Here is an 18,817-nt window from a genome sequence, read left to right on the forward strand (position 1 = left end):
GCAAGCATTTTCAGGTATGAGCACCCACGGGGGCTTCGAGCCCGTCTTCTGCACCATCGTCCCGCCGCACCTCCTCGACAAGCTCGCCCAGGACTCCGACCCCGCCCTGTCGGGCCCGGCCCGCCGCTCCCTGGAGCGGGACGCGTTCGAGCGCACCCGCCGACGGCTGACCACCGTGATCGGCGCGACCGCCGTCGCGCCGCACGGCGCCGGTGCCGACCAGCCGCACCGCACGATCTACGACGCCCGGCACACCCAGAACCTGCCCGGGCACCAGGTCCGCACCGAGGGCTCCGAACCGGGCGCCGACGCCACCGTCAACCGCGCGTACGCGGGACTCGGCGCCACCTTCGAGCTGTATCTGAAGGCGTACGGACGCCACTCCATCGACGACAGCGGGCTGCCGCTGAAGGCGACCGTGCACTTCGACAAGGACTACGACAACGCCTTCTGGAACGGCGAGCAGATGGTGTTCGGCGACGGGGACGGCGAGATCTTCCTCGACTTCACCATCCCGGTGGACGTCATCGGCCACGAACTCACCCACGGCGTCACGCAGTACACCGCCAACCTCGCCTACTTCGGCCAGTCCGGCGCGCTCAACGAGTCGCTCTCCGATGTGTTCGGCTCGCTGATCAAGCAGTACTCGCTGCGCCAGACCGCCGCCGACGCCGACTGGCTGATCGGCGCGGGTCTGCTCGCCCCACGTGTCACCGGCAAGGCCCTGCGCTCCATGAAGGAACCGGGCACCGCCTACGACGACGACGTCCTCGGCAAGGACCCCCAGCCCGCCGACATGGAGCACTACGTCCACACCGGCCGGGACAACGGCGGCGTGCACATCAACTCCGGCATCCCCAACCGCGCCTTCTACCTCGTCGCCTCCGCCATCGGCGGCTACGCCTGGGAGAAGGCGGGCCAGATCTGGTACGACGTGCTGACCGGCGGCGACCTCGAACAGGACGCCCAGTTCAGCGACTTCGCCACCCTCACCGTGAAGGCGGCACGCGAGCGGTACGGCGCGGGGGCGGAACTCCAGGCGGTGGAGAAGGCGTGGGAGGAGGTCGGGGTGCACACGCTCTAGTTCCGTACTAAACAGGTCCCCATGCGTATCCAAGTACGGCGCACGGGCGGCTTCGCGGGCATCGAGCGGCGGGCCGAGATCGACACCTCGACCCGCCCCGACGCCACGGAGCTGCGCTCGCTGGCCGAACGCGCCCTGACCTCCGGCCACACCGCCCCGCCCGCGGGCGTCCCCGACGGCTTCCACTACGAGATCACGGTCGATGGCCGCACGATCCACGCGGCGGACCCCCGACTGACCGACGCACAGCGGGAGTTGGTGTCGCGGGTGCTGAAGGAGGGCGCGTAGTCACGCCGTTGGGTTCAGCCGCTCGGTCGGCTCGGCTCAGGTCCGCTTGCGGGGGAGGGTGGGTTCGCCGCCCTCGTGGCAGGCCCGGGCTGCGTTGCCGGGGATGCGGACCGGCGGCATCGAGCGGCGTGCCTGCCGGGGACCGGGGGACGAGTCCGGCCGGGGGCGCCCAGCGCGAGGGCCGGTGAGGTGGGCGGCCGTGTCCGGGCATCGACCGGCTGACGCCCCCGGCTCGGTCATGGCCGCACGCTGGGCGCTTCGCCCGCCGATCCGGCCCTCGCCTCCGCAGTCGGCGCTGGGGGCGCCGGCGCGACGTTGGTGCGGCGGGCAGTCACGGCGCGGGCGTCGGCCAGCCGGAGCGGCAGTTCCCCCGGGGTCGGGAAGACGGGCAGCGTGGCCAGCTCCGGGACAGCGCGCCCGGCCCGGTCATGGCGCCGCGCGGCCGCGCAGCCCTGGTGTCGGCGTTCGCCTTCGCGGTCGGCGGCCGGACAACGGGCAGCGGTACCGGCGCGGGGACTCCGTGCCGGAAGGCATCGGTGCCGTTGACGCGGCGGCGCGACCGCGCGGATGATCCCCGCATGGTGACTGACGCGCGCGGTCCTGTGCCCCGGTTTCCCGACGGGTTTCTGTGGGGGGTGTCCACCTCGGCGCATCAGATCGAGGGGGCGGTCGGGCTGCGGGAGCCGTCGGTGTGGGACGTGTTCACCGCGGAGCCGGGGCGGGTGAAGGACGGGTCGACGGCGGCGGTCGCGTGCGACCACTATCACCGGTGGCCGGAGGACGTGGCGCTGCTCGCGGATCTCGGGGTGGACGCGTACCGGTTCTCCGTGTCGTGGCCGCGGGTCGAGTCGCCCGGCGGGCTCGACTTCTACGACCGGCTGGTGGACGCGCTGTGCACGGTGGGCGTGCGCCCGGTGCCGACGCTGTTCCACTGGGATCTGCCCGCCTCGCTGGACTGGCTGGAGCGGGACACGGCGTACCGGTTCGCGGATCACGCGGCGCGGGTCGCGGAGCGGCTCGGGGACCGGGTGGGGCAGTGGATCACGCTCAACGAGCCCGCCGAGCACACCCTGTTGGGGCACGCGCTCGGCATCCACGCGCCGGGCAAGCGGCTGCTGTTCGACGCGCTCCCCGTCGCCCACCACCAACTCCTGGGCCACGGACTGGCGGTACGCGCCCTGCGCGCCGCCGGGGCGACCAGCGTCGGCATCGCCAACTCGCACGCCCCGACCTGGCCCGCCTCCGCCGACCCCGCCGACCAGGAAGCCGCCGCCTTCTACGACCTCCTGCTGAACCGGCTGTTCGCGGAACCGGTCATCCTGGGCCAGTACCCGGACGGCATGGGCGAGTTGATGCCGGGCGACACCGAGGCGGACGCCCGGATCATCGGGGAACCGGTGGACTGGTACGGGATCAACTACTACGCGCCGACCCGGGTGGGCGCCCCCGAGGGCACCGACACCGAGTTCGGCGGAGTCACCGTCCCGGCCGAACTCCCTTTCTCCCTCAAGGAGATCGAAGGCTACCCGGTCACCGACTTCGGCTGGCCCGTCGTACCCGAGGGGCTGACCGAGCTGCTCACCGGGTTCCGGGACCGCTACGGCGACCGGCTCCCGCCCGTCGTCATCACCGAGAACGGCTGCTCGTACGAGGGTCTCGACGACCAGGAGCGCATCACCTATCTGGACGCCCATGTCCGCGCCCTGCACGGCGCGTTGACCGCAGGGGTCGACGTGCGCGGCTACTTCGTGTGGTCGCTGCTGGACAACTTCGAGTGGGCCGAGGGGTACGCCCGCCGCTTCGGTCTGGTCCACGTGGACTTCGCGACGCGGGAGCGCACCCCGAAGGCGTCGTACCGCTGGTACCGCGAGCTGCTGCGGAACCTCAAGGACTAGTGCCGCAACAGGCAACGTTCGCCCCGTCGCGACGCCCGGCACGCACTCTCGCCGCACCGGACACCGCTCCTTGACGGGCAAACGCTGCCTGCCGCGGCACTAGAGGTCGTACCCGCCGGACACCTCGATGTTCTGCGCGGTGACCCAGCGGCTCTCGTCGGAGACCAGGGTGGCGATCAGCGCGCCGACGTCCTCGGGCTCTCCGACCCGCCCGAACGCGGTGCGTGCGACGAGGGCCGGGATCACCTCCGGGAAGCGGGTGAAGCCGTCGTCGCCGAGCCGGGTGCGGGTCGGTCCGGGCGAGACGGCGTTGACGCGGATGCCGCGCGGGGCGAACTCCTTGGCCATGTAGCGGGTGAGGACGTTGAGACCGCCCTTCATCGCCGCGTAGGCGGAGTAGCCGGGCTCGGGAGAGGAGTCCGCCGCCATGCTGCTGGTGTTGACGATCGCGCCCCCGTCGGCCATCAGCGGCAGCAGCCTCTGCGTCAGGAAGTACGGTCCCTTCAGCAGGACCCGCGCCAGCAGGTCGAAGGTGTCCTCGGTCATGTCCTCGATCAGCGCGGAGTGCGCGAGCCCGGCGTTGTTCACGAGGTGGTCGAACGTGTCCCGCCGCCAGGTGTCGCGCAGCACGCCGGTCACGGTGTCCCGGAAGGCGTCGAAGGTGCCGGACGCGCCGAGGTCCAGCGGCAGCGCGACCGCCGTGCCGCCCTCCTTCTCGACGGCGGCCACGGTGTCGAGCCCGCCCTGCCGGTTGCGTCCGTAGGTGAGGACGACACCGATGCCGCGCTTGGCGATCTCGACGGCGGCGGCGCGCCCGATGCCGGAGCTGGCTCCGGTGACGAGGGCGATCTGCATGGGATTCCTCCAGGAGTGCGAGCCGATGGACTTCCTCCCTCCATTAGGCGCCCCTGACCTGCGGAAACGTAGAACGATCCTCCCGCGTACCTGCACGATCCTCTCGTGTGCGGGAGCGGGGACGGCGGGAGGTGCTGCAATGGCGGTATGCCGGAGGCGACACGAACGGAAGCACTGCTGGAAGAGCTGCGCGCCCTGCTGGAGCGGCATGTGCGGCCCGACTGGACCACGGCCGTCGAGGGCGTGCTCATCTCACGGGTCGACCGCGCCGATCCCCCGGAGCCGTCGATGTCGGGGACCGTGCTGGCGGTGATCGCGCAGGGCGCGAAGCATCTGGCCCTGGGCGAGCGGGTGTTCGCGTACGGCGCCGGGCAGTATCTGGTGGCGTCGGTCGACCTGCCGGTGACGGGCCACTTCACCCGCGCGGACCGCGACCACCCCGCCCTCGGCTTCGGTCTCACCCTGGACCCCTCGGCCGTCGCCGAGCTGCTGCTCGGCGCGGCGCCCGGGGACCTCCCCCGCGCGACGCAGGGCGCTCCGTCGGGCATCGCGGTCAGCGACGCGCCTGTCGCGCTCCTGGACGCGGTGGTCCGGCTGGTGCGGCTGCTGGACGAGCCGCGCGATCGTGCCGTCCTCGCGCCGCTGGTGAAGCGGGAGATCCTGTGGCGGCTGATCACCGGGGAGCAGGGGGCGACGGTCCGCCAGCTCGGTCTGCCCGACAGCGGGCTCAGCCATGTCTCCCGCGCGGTCGCCTGGATCCGCGAGCACTACGCGGAGCCCTTCCGGGTGGCGGACGTGGCGCGGCGGTGCGGGATGAGCGTCTCGGCGTTCCACCGCAACTTCCAGGCGGTGACGGCGATGAGCCCCATCCAGTTCCAGAAGCAGATCCGCCTCCAGGAGGCGCGGCTGCTGCTGGCGACCCGCCCCGGCGACGTCACGGGTGTCGGGCAACGCGTCGGCTACGACAACCCGTCGCAGTTCAGCCGCGAGTACCGGCGTCGGTTCGGTGCCCCGCCGAGCCGGGACGCGGTGCGCCTGCGGGAGGCGGTGCGGAGCCCGGCGGGGGTGCTGACGTGAGCGGGAGCGCCCGTCAGAAGCCGAGCTTGCGGAGCTGCTTGGGGTCGCGCTGCCAGTCCTTGGCGACCTTCACATGCAGGTCGAGGAAGACCGGCGTGCCGAGCAGCGCCTCGATCTGCTTGCGGGACTTGATGCCGACGTCCTTCAGGCGCTTGCCCTTGGGACCGATGATGATCCCCTTCTGGCTGGGGCGCTCGATGTAGACGTTGGCGTGGATGTCGAGCAGCGGCTTGTCCGCCGGGCGGTCCTCGCGGGGCAGCATCTCCTCGACGACCACGGCGATGGAGTGCGGCAGCTCGTCGCGCACGCCCTCCAGGGCTGCCTCGCGGATCAGCTCCGCGATCATGACCTGCTCGGGCTCGTCGGTGAGGTCGCCCTCGGGGTAGAGCGCCGGACCCTCGGGCAGCAGCGGCACGATCAGGTCGGCCAGCAGACCCACCTGCTTGTCGCCGGTCGCCGACACCGGCACAATCTCGGCCCACTCGAAGCCCAGCTCCTTGCCGAGCTGGTCGATGGCGATGAGCTGCTCGGCGAGGGTCTTGGAGTCGACCAGGTCGGTCTTGGTGACGATCGCGACCTTGGGGGTCTTCTTGATCCCGGCCAGCTCCTTGGCGATGAAGCGGTCGCCGGGACCGATCTTCTCGTTCGCCGGGAGACAGAAGCCGATCACGTCGACCTCGGCCCAGGTGGTGCGCACCACGTCATTGAGCCGCTCACCGAGCAGGGTGCGCGGCTTGTGGAGACCGGGGGTGTCGACCAGGATCAACTGGGCGTCCTCGCGGTGGACGATGCCGCGCACCGTGTGCCGCGTCGTCTGCGGCTGGTTCGCGGTGATCGCGACCTTCTGCCCGACGAGAGCGTTCGTGAGGGTGGACTTGCCCGCGTTGGGACGGCCCACGAAGCACGCGAAGCCTGCGCGGTGGACGCTGTCGCCCGACCGCTCGGATGACTGGGTACGAACGCTCATGCCGACCATTCTCCCTGATCCACGGAGCGGCGCCGCACGGGCGGGTGCGGGGGTCCGGTGAGGAGTCGCGGTACGGCCGGACATGGCCGCCCTCTTCCTCGGACGTCCCGCTCCGAAACATCACGGTAACCCCCTTGTAGGCGACCGGAAACGCGGACCGGTGACCCTCTGACGAGCCCGCGCCCCCTCCTGACCTTCCCGACCGCTGGAGACGCCCGTGACCCTCGCCGCCGCGCACGCCGACTCCGGCGACACCGCCTGGCTGCTCGCCGCCACCGCCCTGGTCCTGCTGATGACCCCGGGACTCGCCCTCTTCTACGGCGGCATGGTCCGCGCGAAGAGCGTGCTCAACATGCTGATGATGAGCTTCGTGTCCATCGCGCTGGTCACGGTGGTGTGGCTGGCCGGGGGCTACTCGCTCGCGTTCGGCGCGGACACGGGCGCGGGGCTGCTGGGCGGTCTGCGCGAGGCGGGCATGGCCCACATCGGCCCGTCCTCGCTCCACGGCACGGTCCCCACCCTCCTCTTCGCCACCTTCCAGCTCACCTTCGCGATCATCACAGCGGCGCTGATCAGCGGGGCGGTGGCGGACCGGACGCGGTTCCCGGCGTGGCTGGTGTTCGTGCCGCTGTGGACCCTGCTCGTATACGTTCCGGTCGCGCACTGGGTGTGGGGTCCCGGCGGCTGGATAGGCGGCGGGGGGCTGGGCGCGCTGGACTTCGCGGGCGGGCTGCCGGTGGAGATCACCTCGGGCGCCTCGGGGCTGGCGCTGTGTCTGGTCCTTGGCCCGCGGCTGGGCTTCAAGAAGGACGCGATGCGCCCGCACAATCTGCCTTTGGTCGTACTTGGTGCCGGTCTGCTCTGGTTCGGCTGGTTCGGGTTCAACGCGGGCTCCGCGCTCGGCGCCAACGGGCTCGCCGCGGCGGCTTTCCTCAACACCCTCGCGGCCGGGTGCACCGGGCTGCTCGGCTGGCTCCTGGTCGAGCAGAAGCGGGACGGTCATCCGACGACGCTCGGCGCCGCCTCGGGCGCGGTGGCGGGACTGGTCGCGATCACCCCCGCCTGCGGGGTGGTCTCCCTGCTGGGCGCGCTGGTGGTCGGGCTCGCGGCGGGGGTCGTCTGCTCGTACGCCGTGAGCTGGAAGTTCCGGCTGAACTACGACGACTCCCTGGACGTGGTGGGGGTCCATCTGGTCGGCGGCATCATCGGCACGCTGCTGATCGGGCTCTTCGCGGACCGGGCGCTGACCGGCGGGGCGGAGGGGCTGCTGCACGGGGGCGGGTTCGCGCTCCTTGGCCGGCAGTCGGTGGCGGTCCTCGCCGTGGGCGCGTACGCCTTCACGATGACGTACGCCCTCGGGAAGCTGCTCGACCGGCTGATGGGTCTGCGGGCGAGCGAGGAGCACGAACGGACCGGTCTCGACCTTACGGTGCACGCCGAGACCGCCTACGATCACGGGGTCCTGGGCCATGGCGCCCCCGTCCGGAAGGCCGGCACCCCCGCATGAAGCTCATCACCGCCGTCGTCAAACCCCACCGCCTCGACGAGGTCAAGGAAGCACTTCGCGCCCTCGGCATCCACGGGCTCACCGTCACCGAGGCGAGCGGCTACGGTCGTCAGCGTGGCCACACCGAGGTCTACCGCGGCGCGGAGTACCAGGTCGACCTCGTCCCCAAGGTCCGCCTCGAAGTCCTGGTCGAGGACGCGGTGTCCGACGACGCGCTCTCCGCGGTGGTGGACGCGGCGCACACCGGGCGCATCGGGGACGGCAAGGTGTGGGCGGTACCGGTGGAGACGGTGGTGCGGGTACGGACGGGCGAACGGGGGCCTGCGGCGCTCTGACCAAGCCTGCCCACCCACCCGCCAACCCAACGGCTGACACCGGTCGAACAGGGAGGGACGGCAGCGCCCGGAAGGACGTGGGCTCCGCAGGCGCCGAGGGGAATCGGACCGGCTGGCTGTGCCGGAGGCATTCCCGGCGCCGGGTTCGTCCTTGCCCACCCGAGCTGCCACCCCGTGACGGTGCCCTCTTCATCTCCCGAGACGGGTGGGTGTGGTGGGCAAAGTGGGGGTCCAGGGGGCGGAGCCCCCTGGTGGCTCAGGGGGCGGGGACGGTCAGGTGGACGACTCCGTCCGGGGCGGCGAGGAGGACCGGCGTGCCCGCGCCTCCCAAGTCGGCGACTGCCGCCAGGTCCGCCGGAGCAACTCCCTCCGCCGCGCTCACCACCGCCGCCGCCTCAAGAGACCTCGCCCCCGAAGCCACCGCCATCGCCACCGCCGTACGCAGCGCGCTCAACGACAGCGACGGCAGCTCCACGGACCCCGCCGCATACGTCCGCCCCGTCTCGTCCCGTACCGCCGCCCCCTCGGCGACGCCGTTCCGCGCCCGTACCGACCGCGCCAGCGTCACGATCTTCCGGTCCTCAGGATCAAGCTCGTTCTCGCTCATGCCCCGAGCATACGAACAGCGGAACCCTCCCCCGCCAGCCACTCCAGCTTGGCGGCGGTGTCCGCCTCGTCCAGCGGGGTGTGCAGGACGACGAGGAGGTCGGGACGGGCGGGCACCTGCATCGCCGTGGACTCGACGACGAGCCGCCCGGCGACAGGGTGCTCCAGCTCCTTGCGGATCTGCCCCTGGTCCTCGATGTCCCGCTCCGCCCAGATCCGGCAGAACTCGGCGCTGGCCGCGCTGACTTCGGCGAGGACCGCCTGGAACCCCTCGTCGTCGGGGCACCCTGCGTACATCGCGCGGAACTGCGCGACGACCGTGCGCGCGTTCTGGTCCCAGCTCCGGTTGCGCGACCGGTAGAGCGGATCGGTGAAGAAGTCGACGAGACAGTTCCCCGGGGCGCCCCCGCGCCCCATGCCGAACACCACGGCAGCCGCGTGGTTGAACATCACGCAGTTGTAGTAGCGGTCCATGATGTGCGCCGGATACGGCATCCACGTGTCGATCAGCCGCCGCAGCCCCTCGCACATGTCCATCCGGTCCGGGGCGACTTGAGGCGCGGGCGGGTTGAGCCCGGCGAGCAGATAAAGGTGCCGCCGCTCGGCGTCGCTCAGTCGCAGCACCCGCGCGACCGCGTCGAGGACCTGCGGGGAGACGGAGATGTCCCGCCCCTGCTCCAGCCACTGGTACCAGGAGGCGCCCACGCCCGCGAGCACGGCCACCTCCTCGCGCCGCAGCCCGGGCGTACGGCGCCGTACCCCGCCCGCCGGGAGCCCCGCTTCCTCGGGACTCACCCGGGCGCGCCTGCTCATCAGGAACTCCCGCAGCTCGGTGCGCCGTTCACTTCTCGCCGCACCCGTACCCGTACCGGTACCCGTGCCTGTGCCCGTACCCGTGCCCGCAGGCGCCACGTGCCGCTCCCCCGTCGTAGCCGTGTCTGGTGGTGCCACCACCACCATAAGTTCCGACTCCCCGCGTTTCTTCCCGCGCCCGCAAGCTCGTGCCATGGCGATCGACACGACCGAACCGACCACCTCACCGACTCCGGAACCGGACCTCACCGCACGCGAACTCCCCACCCCCGTAAGCCCCGTACGGCTGTCCACCCGCGACAGGCTCGTCCTCTTCGTCCTGTGCGCCGCCCAGTTCATGGTCGCCCTGGACTTCTCCGTCCTGAACGTGGCCCTCCCCCGGCTCGGCGCGGACCTCGGCATGAGCCGTACGGCACTCCAGTGGGCGGTCACCGCCTTCGCGCTGCCGTCCGGCGGCTTCCTGCTGCTCTTCGGCCGGGTCGGTGACCTCTACGGGCGCCGCAGACTGTTCCTCGGCGGGCTCGGTCTGTTCGGCGCGGCTTCGCTGCTGGCGACGCTGGCCTGGAACCCGGAGGTCTTCCTCGCCGCCCGCGCGCTGCAGGGAGTCGGCGCGGCGGCCATCGTGCCGACCGGCATGTCCCTGCTGACGACCACCTTCGCGGAGGGTCCGGCCCGCGACCGCGCGCTCGGTGTCTCCGGCGCGCTGCTGTCCCTCGGCTTCACCACCGGCATGATCGCGGGCGGCGTCCTCACCGACACGCTCGGCTGGCGCTCCACGATGGCCCTGCTCACGCTCGTCACACTGCTCGTGCTGCCGCTGGCTCCCGCCCTGCTGCCGGAGTCCCGCACCGCCGCGCACCGCCACCTGGACGTGCCCGGCGCGGTCACCGTCACGGGCGGTCTGCTGTCCCTGATCTACGCCCTCTCCAGCGCCGCCGACCGCGGCTTCGGCCACGCCGACGTGCTGCTCTGCCTGGTCGCTGGGCTCGCCCTGCTGGCCGGGTTCGCCGTGATCGAGTCCCGTACGCCCGCCCCGCTGGTCTCGCTGCCCATGCTGCGCCGCCGCACGGTGGCGTGGGGCAACCTGGGCGGGCTGGTCACCTTCTCGATGATGTCCGCGGTCATCTTCGTGCTGACCCTGTACCTCCAGGAGATCCTGGGTCTGTCCGCGTTCGAGACCGGGCTCGTCTTCGGCGCGCAGGGCGTCCTGTCGGTCGTCGCGGGCACCCTGGCCCCGAGGGTCGTCGGGCGCCTGGGCGCCCCGCGCACCCTGGTCGTCTCACTGACCGGTCAGGGCGCGCTGGTGGCGACCCTGCTCCTGCTGGACACCGGTTCCTGGTCGGCGTGGCTCGCCACCGCCGCCGTCTCGCTCGCGAGCATGTGCCACCTGGGCGCGATCGTGTCGTACGGCCTGACCGTCACCTCGGGCGTCCCGGACTCCGAACAGGGGCTGGCCACCGGTCTGGTGACCTCCACCCAGCAGGTCGGCATCACCATCGGCATCCCCCTGCTCGGCAGCCTCGCCGCCGCCTCCCCCGACCTGCTCTCCGGCGTCCACACGGTGCTGGGGCTGGACGCGGCGATCGTGCTGGCCGCCGCCGCGCTGGTCGGGACGGGACTGCGCCGGGGCCGGACGGGGGTCTGAACTCCCGTGCCGTCACGGGCGGTCGAGGCGCAGCCGCTCCGCTCGTGGCAGTCCGGCCACGACCAGGTCGTAGGAGTCCTCGACCAGTTCGCGCAGGAGGGTGTCCGGGAGGGCGCCGTCCGCCGTGACGGTGTTCCAGTGGCGTTTGTTCATGTGCCAGCCGGGGACGACGAGGTCCGCGTGCTCGGTGCGGAGCCGGATCGCGTCCTCCGGGTCGCACTTGAGGTTGATGGTCAGGGGCCGCGCGCCCAGGTTCGTGAGGGCGAACATCTTGCCCAGCACCTTGAAGACCGAGGTCTCCGGGTTGAACGGAAAGTCCTCCACGACCGCGTTGAAGGACAGACACAGGGCGCGCAGCTCCTGGGGTTTCACTCGGGTTTCTCCTCCCGCGCCGCGTTTCCGGCGGGCTCGACCAGCACCGTCACGATCTTGTTCCGGCGTCCGGCCGCCGCCTCCGCCGTGAGCTTCAGGCGCCGCTCGTCGGGGAGTTCGACCTCGGCCGAGGCGCCCGCGATGGGGACGCGGCCGAGCGCCTTGGCGAGCAGTCCGCCGACGGTCTCCACGTCCTCGTCGTCGTACTCCTCCAGGCCGTACAGCTCGCCGAGGTCGGTGATGTCCAGGCGGGCGGTGACCCGGTAGCGGCCGTCGCCCAGCTCCTCGACGGGCGGCAGCTCGCGGTCGTACTCGTCGGTGATCTCGCCGACGATCTCCTCCAGGATGTCCTCGATGGTGACGATGCCCGCCGTGCCGCCGTACTCGTCGATGACGACGGCGACGTGGTTGCGGTCCTTCTGCATCTCGCGCAGCAGGTCGCCCGCGTTCTTGGTGTCGGGCACGAAGACGGCGGGGCGCATCGCGGTGGAGACGAGGTCGTTCTCGGCGTCGCGGTTGATGTGCGTCTTGCGGACCAGGTCCTTGAGGTACACGATCCCGACGATGTCGTCCTCGCTCTCGCCGGTGACCGGGATGCGGGAGAACCCGGAGCGCAGGGCGAGGGTGAGTGCCTGGCGGATGGTCTTGTACCGCTCGATGACGACCAGGTCGGTGCGCGGCACCATCACCTCGCGCACCAGGGTGTCGCCCAGCTCGAAGACGGAGTGCACCATGCGGCGCTCGTCGTCCTCGATCAGCGACTGCTGCTCCGCGAGGTCGACCATCGCGCGCAGCTCCGCCTCGGAGGCGAACGGACCGCGCCTGAAGCCCTTGCCGGGGGTGAGCGCGTTGCCGATGAGGATCAGCAGCGAGGGGATCGGACCCATGATCCTGGCCAGCGGCAGCAGGACGTACGCCGCGACCGTGGCCGTGTTCAGCGGGTGCTGGCGGCCGATGGTGCGCGGGGAGACACCGACGGCGACGTACGACACGAGCACCATCACCGCGATGGCGATCAGCAGGGCTTCCCAGGTGTCCGGGAACTCCCGCAGGCAGGCGTACGTCACGAGCGCCGCCGCCGCCATCTCGCAGGCGACGCGGACCAGCAGGGCGACGTTCAGATAGCGGGTGGGGTCGGCGGCGACCTGGGCGAGCTTGGCGCTGCCCCGGCGCCCTGACTTGACGGCTTCCTCGGCGCGGAAGCTGGAGACACGGGCGAGGCCCGCCTCCGCGCAGGCGGCGAGCCAGGCCACGACGATCAGCGCGACCGCGCCGATCACGATCTGCGGACTCATGCGCCCCGCCTACGAGACGGTCGGCGCCGGGGACGGCCCGGTCATCCCGCGCTCGGCGCGCCAGCCGTCCACGATGGCGGCCTGGAGCCCGAACATCTCGGCCTTCTCGTCCGGCTCCTCGTGGTCGTAGCCGAGGAGGTGCAGCACGCCGTGGACGGTGAGGAGCTGGAGCTCCTCGTCCATGGAGTGCTGGGTCGGCGCGTCCTTGCCCTGCTGGGTGGCGACCTCGGGGCAGAGCACGATGTCGCCGAGGAGTCCCTGCGGGGGCTCGTCGTCGTCCTTGCCCGGCGGACGCAGTTCGTCCATCGGGAAGGACATGACATCCGTCGGCCCCGGCAGGTCCATCCACTGGATGTGGAGCTGCTCCATGGCGTCGGCGTCCACGACGATCACCGAGAGCTCGGAGAGCGGGTGGATGCGCATCCGCGCGAGCGCGTAGCGGGCGATGTCGAGGATCGCCTGCTCGTCTACCTCGGTGCCGGACTCGTTGTTGACGTCGATCGACATGGTCGTGCTGGTCTACTTCCCCTTGGGTCCGGCCTTGCCGCGGCTGTGTCCCTTGTGGGCGCCGTTCTCGGTGCCGTGCGTGCTGTCGTACTGCTCGTACGCGTCGACGATACGGCCCACGAGCCTGTGCCGGACGACATCCTGCGACGACAGCCGGGAGAAGTGGACGTCCTCGACGCCCTCCAGGATCTCCTGCACCTGCCGCAGACCGGACTTGGTGCCGTTCGGCAGGTCGACCTGGGTGACGTCACCGGTGATGACGATCTTCGAGTCGAAGCCGAGGCGGGTGAGGAACATCTTCATCTGCTCGGGGCTGGTGTTCTGTGCCTCGTCCAGGATGATGAAGGCGTCGTTCAAGGTACGGCCACGCATGTACGCCAGCGGGGCGACCTCGATCGTGCCCGCCGCCATCAGCCGCGGGATCGAGTCGGGGTCGAGCATGTCGTGCAGGGCGTCGTAGAGGGGGCGCAGGTAGGGGTCGATCTTCTCGTAGAGCGTGCCGGGCAGGAAGCCGAGGCGCTCTCCGGCCTCCACCGCGGGGCGGGTGAGGATGATCCGGTTGACCTGCTTGGACTGCAGCGCCTGGACCGCCTTGGCCATGGCCAGGTAGGTCTTGCCGGTGCCGGCGGGTCCGATGCCGAAAACGATCGTGTGCTGGTCGATCGCGTCCACGTAGCGCTTCTGGTTGAGCGTCTTGGGGCGGATCGTGCGGCCGCGCGAGGACAGGATGTTCTGCGTCAGCACCTCGGCCGGGGTCTCCGGGCCGTCGCTCGTCCCGTTGTCGCTCGCCTTGAGCATGGCGATCGAGCGTTCCACTGCGTCCTCCGTCATCGGCTGCCCGGTGCGGAGCACGAGCATCATCTCGTCGAACACGCGCTGGATGAGGGCCACTTCCGCCGGGTCGCCCGTCGCGCTGATCTCATTGCCCCGGACATGGATGTCGGCCGCCGGGAAGGCTTTCTCGATCACGCGCAGCAGGGAGTCTCCGGACCCCAGCACGGTCACCATGGGGTGCTGGGCGGGAATGCTGATCTGTGCTCGCGCCCGCTGCGCGGAAGTCTGAGCTGTGGGTGTCTGAGTCATGGGCCGGCGCTCAGGGCCTGCGATTCCTCCTCATCACGGCCGCACCCCCAAGGGCGGCCTCGCACTGTCCAGAGTACGACGGGGTCCCGACAAGACGGCAGCGTTTTTCCTCCGGTCGGGGGGGCGGGTCCGCTGCCCGGGGCTGGAGACGGTGCTGCCCTCACGGGGGTTCCGCTGCGCGGGGCGTGAGAGTGGGCTGCCACGAGTGGCCGACGGGCTGCGGGGCTGTCCTCGCGAGGGTGGTTCCGCTGCGCGGGCGGAAACGGCTGTGGAGTGGCGATGGGGTACGAGGTTGTCCTGGCGGGGGCTCCGGTGCGCAGGGCGCGGAGGTGGCTGCGGGGTTGGTCATGAGATGCGGAGCTGTCCTGCCGGGGGTCCGCCCTGGCAGGGTCTGCTGCGCGGGGCAGCGGGGCGCGTGCCGCATGACGGTCACCACCATTACGGCTCCGGCCCCAGGGGCCCACTTCCGCCCCGCGGGCTCGGGGCGATGAAATGCCGGAGGTGTCCTGGTGGGGCCCTCTGCGCAGAGCCCGCGGGCGGGCCGACGCTGTGGCCGACGCCTCCCCGGCGGTGTCCGCGCGGGGGAACCGCGCCTGCCGCACGGTCCGGGGGTGGACACGGCTGTGGCCCGGGGGCCACTCCCGCTGCGCGGGCCCGGGTGCCCCGCAGGTCGGGGGTTGGCCGATGGGGTACGGGAATGGCGGTGCGGCACGGCACACCTGCGGCTCCGCTTCCGCTGCGCGGGTCACGGGTGGCTCTGCGGGCTGAGCCGCGCGCTGAGGACTCGTAGAAGGGGCGCCCCGCCCGACTCGCCCTGCCTTACGCCGACCGCCCGAAGCCGATCGTCGGGACCGCTCGGCGCAACGGCCAGGGGCGGTCCAGGTGGGGTGGGACCAGGGCGTCGAGGAAGGCGTAGCGGTGGAGGGCTGTGGGGTTCTGGGAGGGGAGGGACTGGACCCGGCGCCACCAGGCGCCGATTTCGGACCAGCCGGGGGCGGAGAGGGAGCCGCCGAATTCCTGGACGGAGAGGGCGGCGGTGAGGCCGGCCAGGGCCAGGCGGTCGGCGAGGGGCCAGCCCGCCAGGGTGGCTGTCACGAAGCCGGCCACGAAGACGTCGCCCGCGCCGGTGGGGTCCAGTGCCTCGACCTCGATCGCGGGGACCTCGGCCGTCTCCCCCGTGCGGCGGTCCACCGCGTAGGCGCCCTCCGCGCCGAGGGTGACCACCGCGAGGGGTACGTGTTCGGTGAGGGCGTGCGCGGCGGCGCGGGGGCAGGTCGCGCCGGTGTACCGCATCGCCTCCTCCGCGTTGGGCAGGAACGCCTCGCAGTGCTCCAGGTCGGCCAGACCGGCGAGGTCCCACGCGCCGGTGTCGTCCCAGCCCACGTCCGCGAAGACGCGGGTGCCGCGCCGGGCGGCCTGGGCGATCCAGGGGGCGCGGGTGCCGGGGGTCAGGGAGGCGACGGCGGCGCGGGCGTGCGGCGGGCAGTCGGGGGCGGGTTCCTCGGGCGGGGGCTCGTGGCCGTGGGAGATCATCGTCCGCTCGCCCTCGTACGCCATGGAGACCGTCACCGGCGAGTGCCACCCCGGCACCGTGCGCGACGGCGTGAGGTCGATGCCCTCGCCCCGGGCGAGCGCGTCCCAGCAGTACTCCCCGTAGTGGTCGTCCCCGAAGGCCGCCGCGAGCGACGTGCGCAGCCCGAGCCGGGCCAGCGCGGCGGCCATGTTGGCGACCCCGCCGGGGCTGGAGCCCATGCCCCGCGCCCACGACTCCGTACCCCGCACCGGCGCCGAGTCCAGTCCGGTGAACACGATGTCCAGGAACACCGTGCCGGTGAGATACACGTCGAAGGGCGGATCGCCGGGCGCGCGCAGGCCGGCCAGCGGGTCGACCTGCGCCTGGTGGCGCGCTGCCTGCGTGAGGTGCTCCGGTTCTCCTCCGGCTTCCTCTCCGGCCATCGCGGGGGACGGGGTCACGGCTGGCTCCCTGTCGTGGTGCGGATCTGGCCAGTGTGCACCACGTCGGCCCCGTACCGGGAAGGTCCCGCCACGCCGTCCACCCCGGACGGTGACGCCCCGGACCGCCCCTCACCAGCGCGGCATCACCGGTGTCCGCCACCCCGGTTCGGCCACCCGCATCGCCGCCGCGTCGTCCCGCTCGCGCAGCCGCCCGTCGTCCTCGGTCCAGCGCCGATGCAATCGGGCCAGCTCGTCGCGGTCCAACTCGACGCCGAGACCGGGTCGTTCGGAGACCGCGACCCGGCCGTCACGGAACTCGATCCGTTCGGTCAGCACGTCCTCCGACTGCCACGGATAGTGCGAGTCGCACGCGTGGTGCAGGTTCGGCACGGTCGCCGCGACCTGGGTCATGGCGGCGAGGCTGATGCCGAGGTGGGTGTTGGAGTGCATGGACACCCCGACCCCGAACGCCGCGCATATCGCCGCGAGATGCCGGGTGTTGCGCAGTCCGCCCCAGTAGTGGTGGTCGGAGAGGACGACCTGCACGGCGTCGCGCAGGAACGCCTCCCTGATCTCCCCGAAGGTGGTCACGCACATGTTGGTCGCGAGCGGCACCCCGCACCCGGCGGCCACCTCGGCCATCGCCGGTGTGCCCAGCGTCGGGTCCTCCAAGTACTCGAGGACGTCCGCGAGTTCGGCTGCCACCTTCAGCGAGGTCGGCACGGACCAGGCGCCGTTGGGGTCGAGCCGGAGCGGCTGCCCGGGGAACGCCTCGGCGAGGGCGTGGACGGCGGCGACCTCCTGCTCCGGCGGGAAGACGCCGCCCTTGAGCTTGAAGGAGCTGAACCCGTACCGCTCCGCGAAGAGGCGGGCCTGCGCGACGATCCCCGCCGGGTCCAGCGCGGCACCCCAGTCGTCCGGCTCGTACGGCACGCCGTCCGGGTGGGCGCCCCACTTGTAGAACAGGTACGCGCTGTACTCCACCGCGTCCCGCACCCGCCCCCCGAGCAGCGCGTGCACCGGGAGCCCGAGCGCGCGCCCCTGCGCGTCCAGACAGGCGACCTCGAAGGCGGAGAGCACGGAGAGGCGGAGCTTGTCCGCGCTGCGCACCCCGCGCAGCCCGCCCGCGTCCAGCGCCCCGCGCACCCGCTCCTCGTCCACGTCGAGCCCGAGACCGAAGAGCGCGTTCACATCCGTGACCGAGCGACCGACGAGCTGCTCGGCCAGCGGGCGTGCCAGCTCCAGGTAATCGGTGTCCCCGTAGGTCTCCCCGAGCCCGGTCGCCCCGCCCGCCGTGACGACCTCCACGATCAGCCGCGGGGTGTACGGCTGGTGCACGCCCTGGGCATTGAGCAGCGGCGGGTCGGCCACCAGGACGGGGGTCAACCGGACGTCCACCACGGTCAGTTCGCGGTTCACAGCGCGGCTCCCACCAGGTCGAGCCCGGTGGCCAGCAGCTCCCGCAGCACGCCGAGGTCGGCGTCGGAGGGGTCGGTGAGCGGGGCGCGCACGGGTCCGACCCGCTGTCCGCGCAGCCTCGCCGCCGCCTTGACCAGGGAGACCGCGTACCCGGGCACCCGGTCGCGGAAGTCGGCGAAGGGACCGTAGAACTCCCGGAGCAGCTTCTCGGTGGTGCCGTGGTCGCCGCCGCGCAGGGCGGTGAAGAAGGCGTCCGCGATCTCGGGGGCGAAGGCGTGCACGGCGGAGGAGTAGGCGGGGACGCCGACGGCGGCGTAGGCGCGGGCCTGCAGCTCGGCGGTGGCGGCGCCGTTGAAGAAGAGGAAGTCCTCGGGGGCGGCGAGGGTGAGGCGCCTCAGGCGGTCGAGGTCGCCGTGCCCGTCCTTGAGCCCGATGACCTGGGGGATGCGCGTCAGGCGCCGCAACGACCCGGTGTCGTAGGCGACTTGGCCACGCTGGTAGGTGATCAGCGGGAGCCGGGTGCGGGCGGCGAGCTGCTCCAGTTGGGCGACGAGACCGGACTGCGGGGCGGCGGTGAGGTAGTGCGGGAGGACCAGGAGGGCGTCGGCTCCTGCCTCCTCGGCGATCCGGGCGAAGCGGGCGGCCTGCGCCCAGCCGTAGCCGGTCCCGGCGACCACGGGCACGCGTCCGGCCGCCTCCTCGACGGCGAGGGCGACGACCTGCCGGTACTCGTCCTCGTCCAGGGAGAAGAACTCGCCCGTGCCGCACGCCGGGAAGAGGGCGCCGGGTCCGGCGGCGAGCCGGGAGGACACATGGGCGCGGAAGCCCTCGGGGTCGAGGGTGCCGTCGTCGTGGAAGGCGGTGAGCGGGAAGGACAGCACGCCGTGCGCCATGCCCTCCCGCAGCCGTCGTGCCACGTTCCGCGGGTCCGGGTCGTCGCTCATCGGCCACCATCTCCCCTTGTGAATGCCGATCACGTATGAGAACAGAGGCTAAGTACACGTACATGACACCGTCAATGGCGCATCGAGGGGCGCGCGACCGGAGTGCGGCAACGGACGGGCGCGCGGGCGCGCACAGCAAAGAGCCCCACCCCGCCAGAGACGGGATGGG

The 18,817-nt window shown here is 72.0% G+C and carries 18 protein-coding genes; 7 read left to right on the top strand and 11 right to left on the bottom strand.

The window, feature by feature from the left end; genetic code table 11:
• Nucleotides 1-16: 16 nt before the first annotated feature.
• From IF655_RS09920 to IF655_RS09930, 3 genes are all read left to right on the top strand, one after another.
• Complete coding sequence (locus tag IF655_RS09920) at nucleotides 17-1,084, top strand: M4 family metallopeptidase (RefSeq protein ID WP_199583738.1); 1,068 nt, start codon at nucleotides 17-19, stop codon at nucleotides 1,082-1,084.
• Nucleotides 1,085-1,105: 21 nt separating this feature from the next.
• Nucleotides 1,106-1,372, top strand: coding sequence for a protealysin inhibitor emfourin (locus tag IF655_RS09925; protein WP_018545215.1), 267 nt, complete (start codon nucleotides 1,106-1,108; stop codon nucleotides 1,370-1,372).
• Nucleotides 1,373-1,950: 578 nt separating this feature from the next.
• Nucleotides 1,951-3,267: a GH1 family beta-glucosidase gene (locus IF655_RS09930; RefSeq protein ID WP_199583739.1), complete on the top strand. Its 1,317-nt coding sequence runs from the start codon at nucleotides 1,951-1,953 to the stop codon at nucleotides 3,265-3,267.
• A 99-nt stretch (nucleotides 3,268-3,366) separates the two neighbouring features.
• Here the strand turns inward: IF655_RS09930 and IF655_RS09935 are convergent, their stop codons facing one another.
• Complete coding sequence (locus IF655_RS09935) at nucleotides 3,367-4,122, bottom strand: SDR family NAD(P)-dependent oxidoreductase (RefSeq protein ID WP_199583740.1); 756 nt, start codon at nucleotides 4,120-4,122, stop codon at nucleotides 3,367-3,369.
• 147 nt (nucleotides 4,123-4,269) lie between these two features.
• Here IF655_RS09935 and IF655_RS09940 point away from each other — a divergent pair, with 147 nt between their 5' ends.
• Nucleotides 4,270-5,199 (top strand): AraC family transcriptional regulator, encoded by a 930-nt coding sequence (locus IF655_RS09940; protein ID WP_199583741.1) that lies wholly within the window; start codon nucleotides 4,270-4,272, stop codon nucleotides 5,197-5,199.
• 13 nt (nucleotides 5,200-5,212) lie between these two features.
• Here IF655_RS09940 and era read toward each other — a convergent pair whose 3' ends face one another.
• A complete protein-coding gene (gene era, locus IF655_RS09945) occupies nucleotides 5,213-6,166 on the bottom strand; it encodes a GTPase Era (RefSeq protein ID WP_199583742.1) in 954 nt (317 codons plus the stop codon).
• Nucleotides 6,167-6,383: 217 nt separating this feature from the next.
• Between era and IF655_RS09950 the strand changes: the two genes are divergently transcribed.
• Nucleotides 6,384-7,673 carry an ammonium transporter gene (locus tag IF655_RS09950; protein ID WP_199583743.1) on the top strand — a complete coding sequence of 430 codons (1,290 nt, stop codon included), beginning with the start codon at nucleotides 6,384-6,386 and terminating at the stop codon, nucleotides 7,671-7,673.
• Nucleotides 7,670-8,008 (top strand): P-II family nitrogen regulator, encoded by a 339-nt coding sequence (locus IF655_RS09955; RefSeq protein ID WP_199583744.1) that lies wholly within the window; start codon nucleotides 7,670-7,672, stop codon nucleotides 8,006-8,008. The genes IF655_RS09950 and IF655_RS09955 overlap by 4 nt, the downstream gene beginning before the upstream one ends.
• Before the next feature lie 256 nt (nucleotides 8,009-8,264).
• On the opposite strand, the gene IF655_RS09960 is transcribed toward IF655_RS09955, so the two are convergent.
• Complete coding sequence (locus IF655_RS09960; RefSeq protein WP_199583745.1) at nucleotides 8,265-8,615, bottom strand: cytidine deaminase; 351 nt, start codon at nucleotides 8,613-8,615, stop codon at nucleotides 8,265-8,267.
• On the bottom strand, nucleotides 8,612-9,427 hold the full coding sequence (locus tag IF655_RS09965) for a helix-turn-helix transcriptional regulator (protein ID WP_242488634.1): 816 nt from the start codon (nucleotides 9,425-9,427) through the stop codon (nucleotides 8,612-8,614). Before IF655_RS09965 ends, IF655_RS09960 begins: the two co-directional genes overlap by 4 nt.
• 193 nt (nucleotides 9,428-9,620) lie before the next feature.
• Here IF655_RS09965 and IF655_RS09970 point away from each other — a divergent pair, with 193 nt between their 5' ends.
• Nucleotides 9,621-11,072 (top strand): MFS transporter, encoded by a 1,452-nt coding sequence (locus IF655_RS09970; protein WP_199583747.1) that lies wholly within the window; start codon nucleotides 9,621-9,623, stop codon nucleotides 11,070-11,072.
• A gap of 12 nt (nucleotides 11,073-11,084) precedes the next feature.
• Here the strand turns inward: IF655_RS09970 and IF655_RS09975 are convergent, their stop codons facing one another.
• From IF655_RS09975 to IF655_RS10005, 7 genes are all read right to left on the bottom strand, one after another.
• On the bottom strand, nucleotides 11,085-11,444 hold the full coding sequence (locus tag IF655_RS09975) for an MmcQ/YjbR family DNA-binding protein (protein WP_199583748.1): 360 nt from the start codon (nucleotides 11,442-11,444) through the stop codon (nucleotides 11,085-11,087).
• The gene (locus IF655_RS09980; protein WP_199583749.1) at nucleotides 11,441-12,739 is read right to left on the bottom strand and encodes a hemolysin family protein; all 1,299 of its coding nucleotides are present in this window, start codon (nucleotides 12,737-12,739) and stop codon (nucleotides 11,441-11,443) included. Before IF655_RS09980 ends, IF655_RS09975 begins: the two co-directional genes overlap by 4 nt.
• Before the next feature lie 9 nt (nucleotides 12,740-12,748).
• Nucleotides 12,749-13,246: an rRNA maturation RNase YbeY gene (gene ybeY / locus IF655_RS09985; RefSeq protein ID WP_199583750.1), complete on the bottom strand. Its 498-nt coding sequence runs from the start codon at nucleotides 13,244-13,246 to the stop codon at nucleotides 12,749-12,751.
• A 12-nt stretch (nucleotides 13,247-13,258) separates the two neighbouring features.
• Nucleotides 13,259-14,329: a PhoH family protein gene (locus IF655_RS09990; protein ID WP_199583751.1), complete on the bottom strand. Its 1,071-nt coding sequence runs from the start codon at nucleotides 14,327-14,329 to the stop codon at nucleotides 13,259-13,261.
• An 819-nt stretch (nucleotides 14,330-15,148) separates the two neighbouring features.
• Nucleotides 15,149-16,285: a carbohydrate kinase family protein gene (locus IF655_RS09995; RefSeq protein WP_199583803.1), complete on the bottom strand. Its 1,137-nt coding sequence runs from the start codon at nucleotides 16,283-16,285 to the stop codon at nucleotides 15,149-15,151.
• A gap of 129 nt (nucleotides 16,286-16,414) precedes the next feature.
• Nucleotides 16,415-17,704 (bottom strand): glucarate dehydratase family protein, encoded by a 1,290-nt coding sequence (locus IF655_RS10000; RefSeq protein ID WP_199583752.1) that lies wholly within the window; start codon nucleotides 17,702-17,704, stop codon nucleotides 16,415-16,417.
• A complete protein-coding gene (locus IF655_RS10005) occupies nucleotides 17,701-18,648 on the bottom strand; it encodes a 5-dehydro-4-deoxyglucarate dehydratase (protein ID WP_199583753.1) in 948 nt (315 codons plus the stop codon). Before IF655_RS10005 ends, IF655_RS10000 begins: the two co-directional genes overlap by 4 nt.
• Nucleotides 18,649-18,817 lie beyond the last annotated feature (169 nt).

Origin of the sequence: Streptomyces sp. DSM 110735, from assembly GCF_016482685.1 — a bacterium.
Lineage (GTDB): Bacteria > Actinomycetota > Actinomycetes > Streptomycetales > Streptomycetaceae > Streptomyces.

Excerpts from the sequence above, each read along its gene's own strand:
- IF655_RS09920 (WP_199583738.1), top strand. The coding sequence starts at position 17 with ATGAGCACCCACGGGGGCTTCGAGCCCGTCTTCTGCACCATCGTCCCG.
- IF655_RS09925 (WP_018545215.1), top strand. The coding sequence starts at position 1,106 with ATGCGTATCCAAGTACGGCGCACGGGCGGCTTCGCGGGCATCGAGCGG.
- IF655_RS09930 (WP_199583739.1), top strand. The coding sequence starts at position 1,951 with ATGGTGACTGACGCGCGCGGTCCTGTGCCCCGGTTTCCCGACGGGTTT.
- IF655_RS09935 (WP_199583740.1), bottom strand. The coding sequence starts at position 4,122 with ATGCAGATCGCCCTCGTCACCGGAGCCAGCTCCGGCATCGGGCGCGCC.
- IF655_RS09940 (WP_199583741.1), top strand. The coding sequence starts at position 4,270 with ATGCCGGAGGCGACACGAACGGAAGCACTGCTGGAAGAGCTGCGCGCC.
- era (WP_199583742.1), bottom strand. The coding sequence starts at position 6,166 with ATGAGCGTTCGTACCCAGTCATCCGAGCGGTCGGGCGACAGCGTCCAC.
- IF655_RS09955 (WP_199583744.1), top strand. The coding sequence starts at position 7,670 with ATGAAGCTCATCACCGCCGTCGTCAAACCCCACCGCCTCGACGAGGTC.
- IF655_RS09960 (WP_199583745.1), bottom strand. The coding sequence starts at position 8,615 with ATGAGCGAGAACGAGCTTGATCCTGAGGACCGGAAGATCGTGACGCTG.
- IF655_RS09965 (WP_242488634.1), bottom strand. The coding sequence starts at position 9,427 with ATGAGCAGGCGCGCCCGGGTGAGTCCCGAGGAAGCGGGGCTCCCGGCG.
- IF655_RS09970 (WP_199583747.1), top strand. The coding sequence starts at position 9,621 with ATGGCGATCGACACGACCGAACCGACCACCTCACCGACTCCGGAACCG.
- IF655_RS09980 (WP_199583749.1), bottom strand. The coding sequence starts at position 12,739 with ATGAGTCCGCAGATCGTGATCGGCGCGGTCGCGCTGATCGTCGTGGCC.
- ybeY (WP_199583750.1), bottom strand. The coding sequence starts at position 13,246 with ATGTCGATCGACGTCAACAACGAGTCCGGCACCGAGGTAGACGAGCAG.
- IF655_RS09990 (WP_199583751.1), bottom strand. The coding sequence starts at position 14,329 with ATGACTCAGACACCCACAGCTCAGACTTCCGCGCAGCGGGCGCGAGCA.
- IF655_RS09995 (WP_199583803.1), bottom strand. The coding sequence starts at position 16,285 with ATGGCCGGAGAGGAAGCCGGAGGAGAACCGGAGCACCTCACGCAGGCA.
- IF655_RS10005 (WP_199583753.1), bottom strand. The coding sequence starts at position 18,648 with ATGAGCGACGACCCGGACCCGCGGAACGTGGCACGACGGCTGCGGGAG.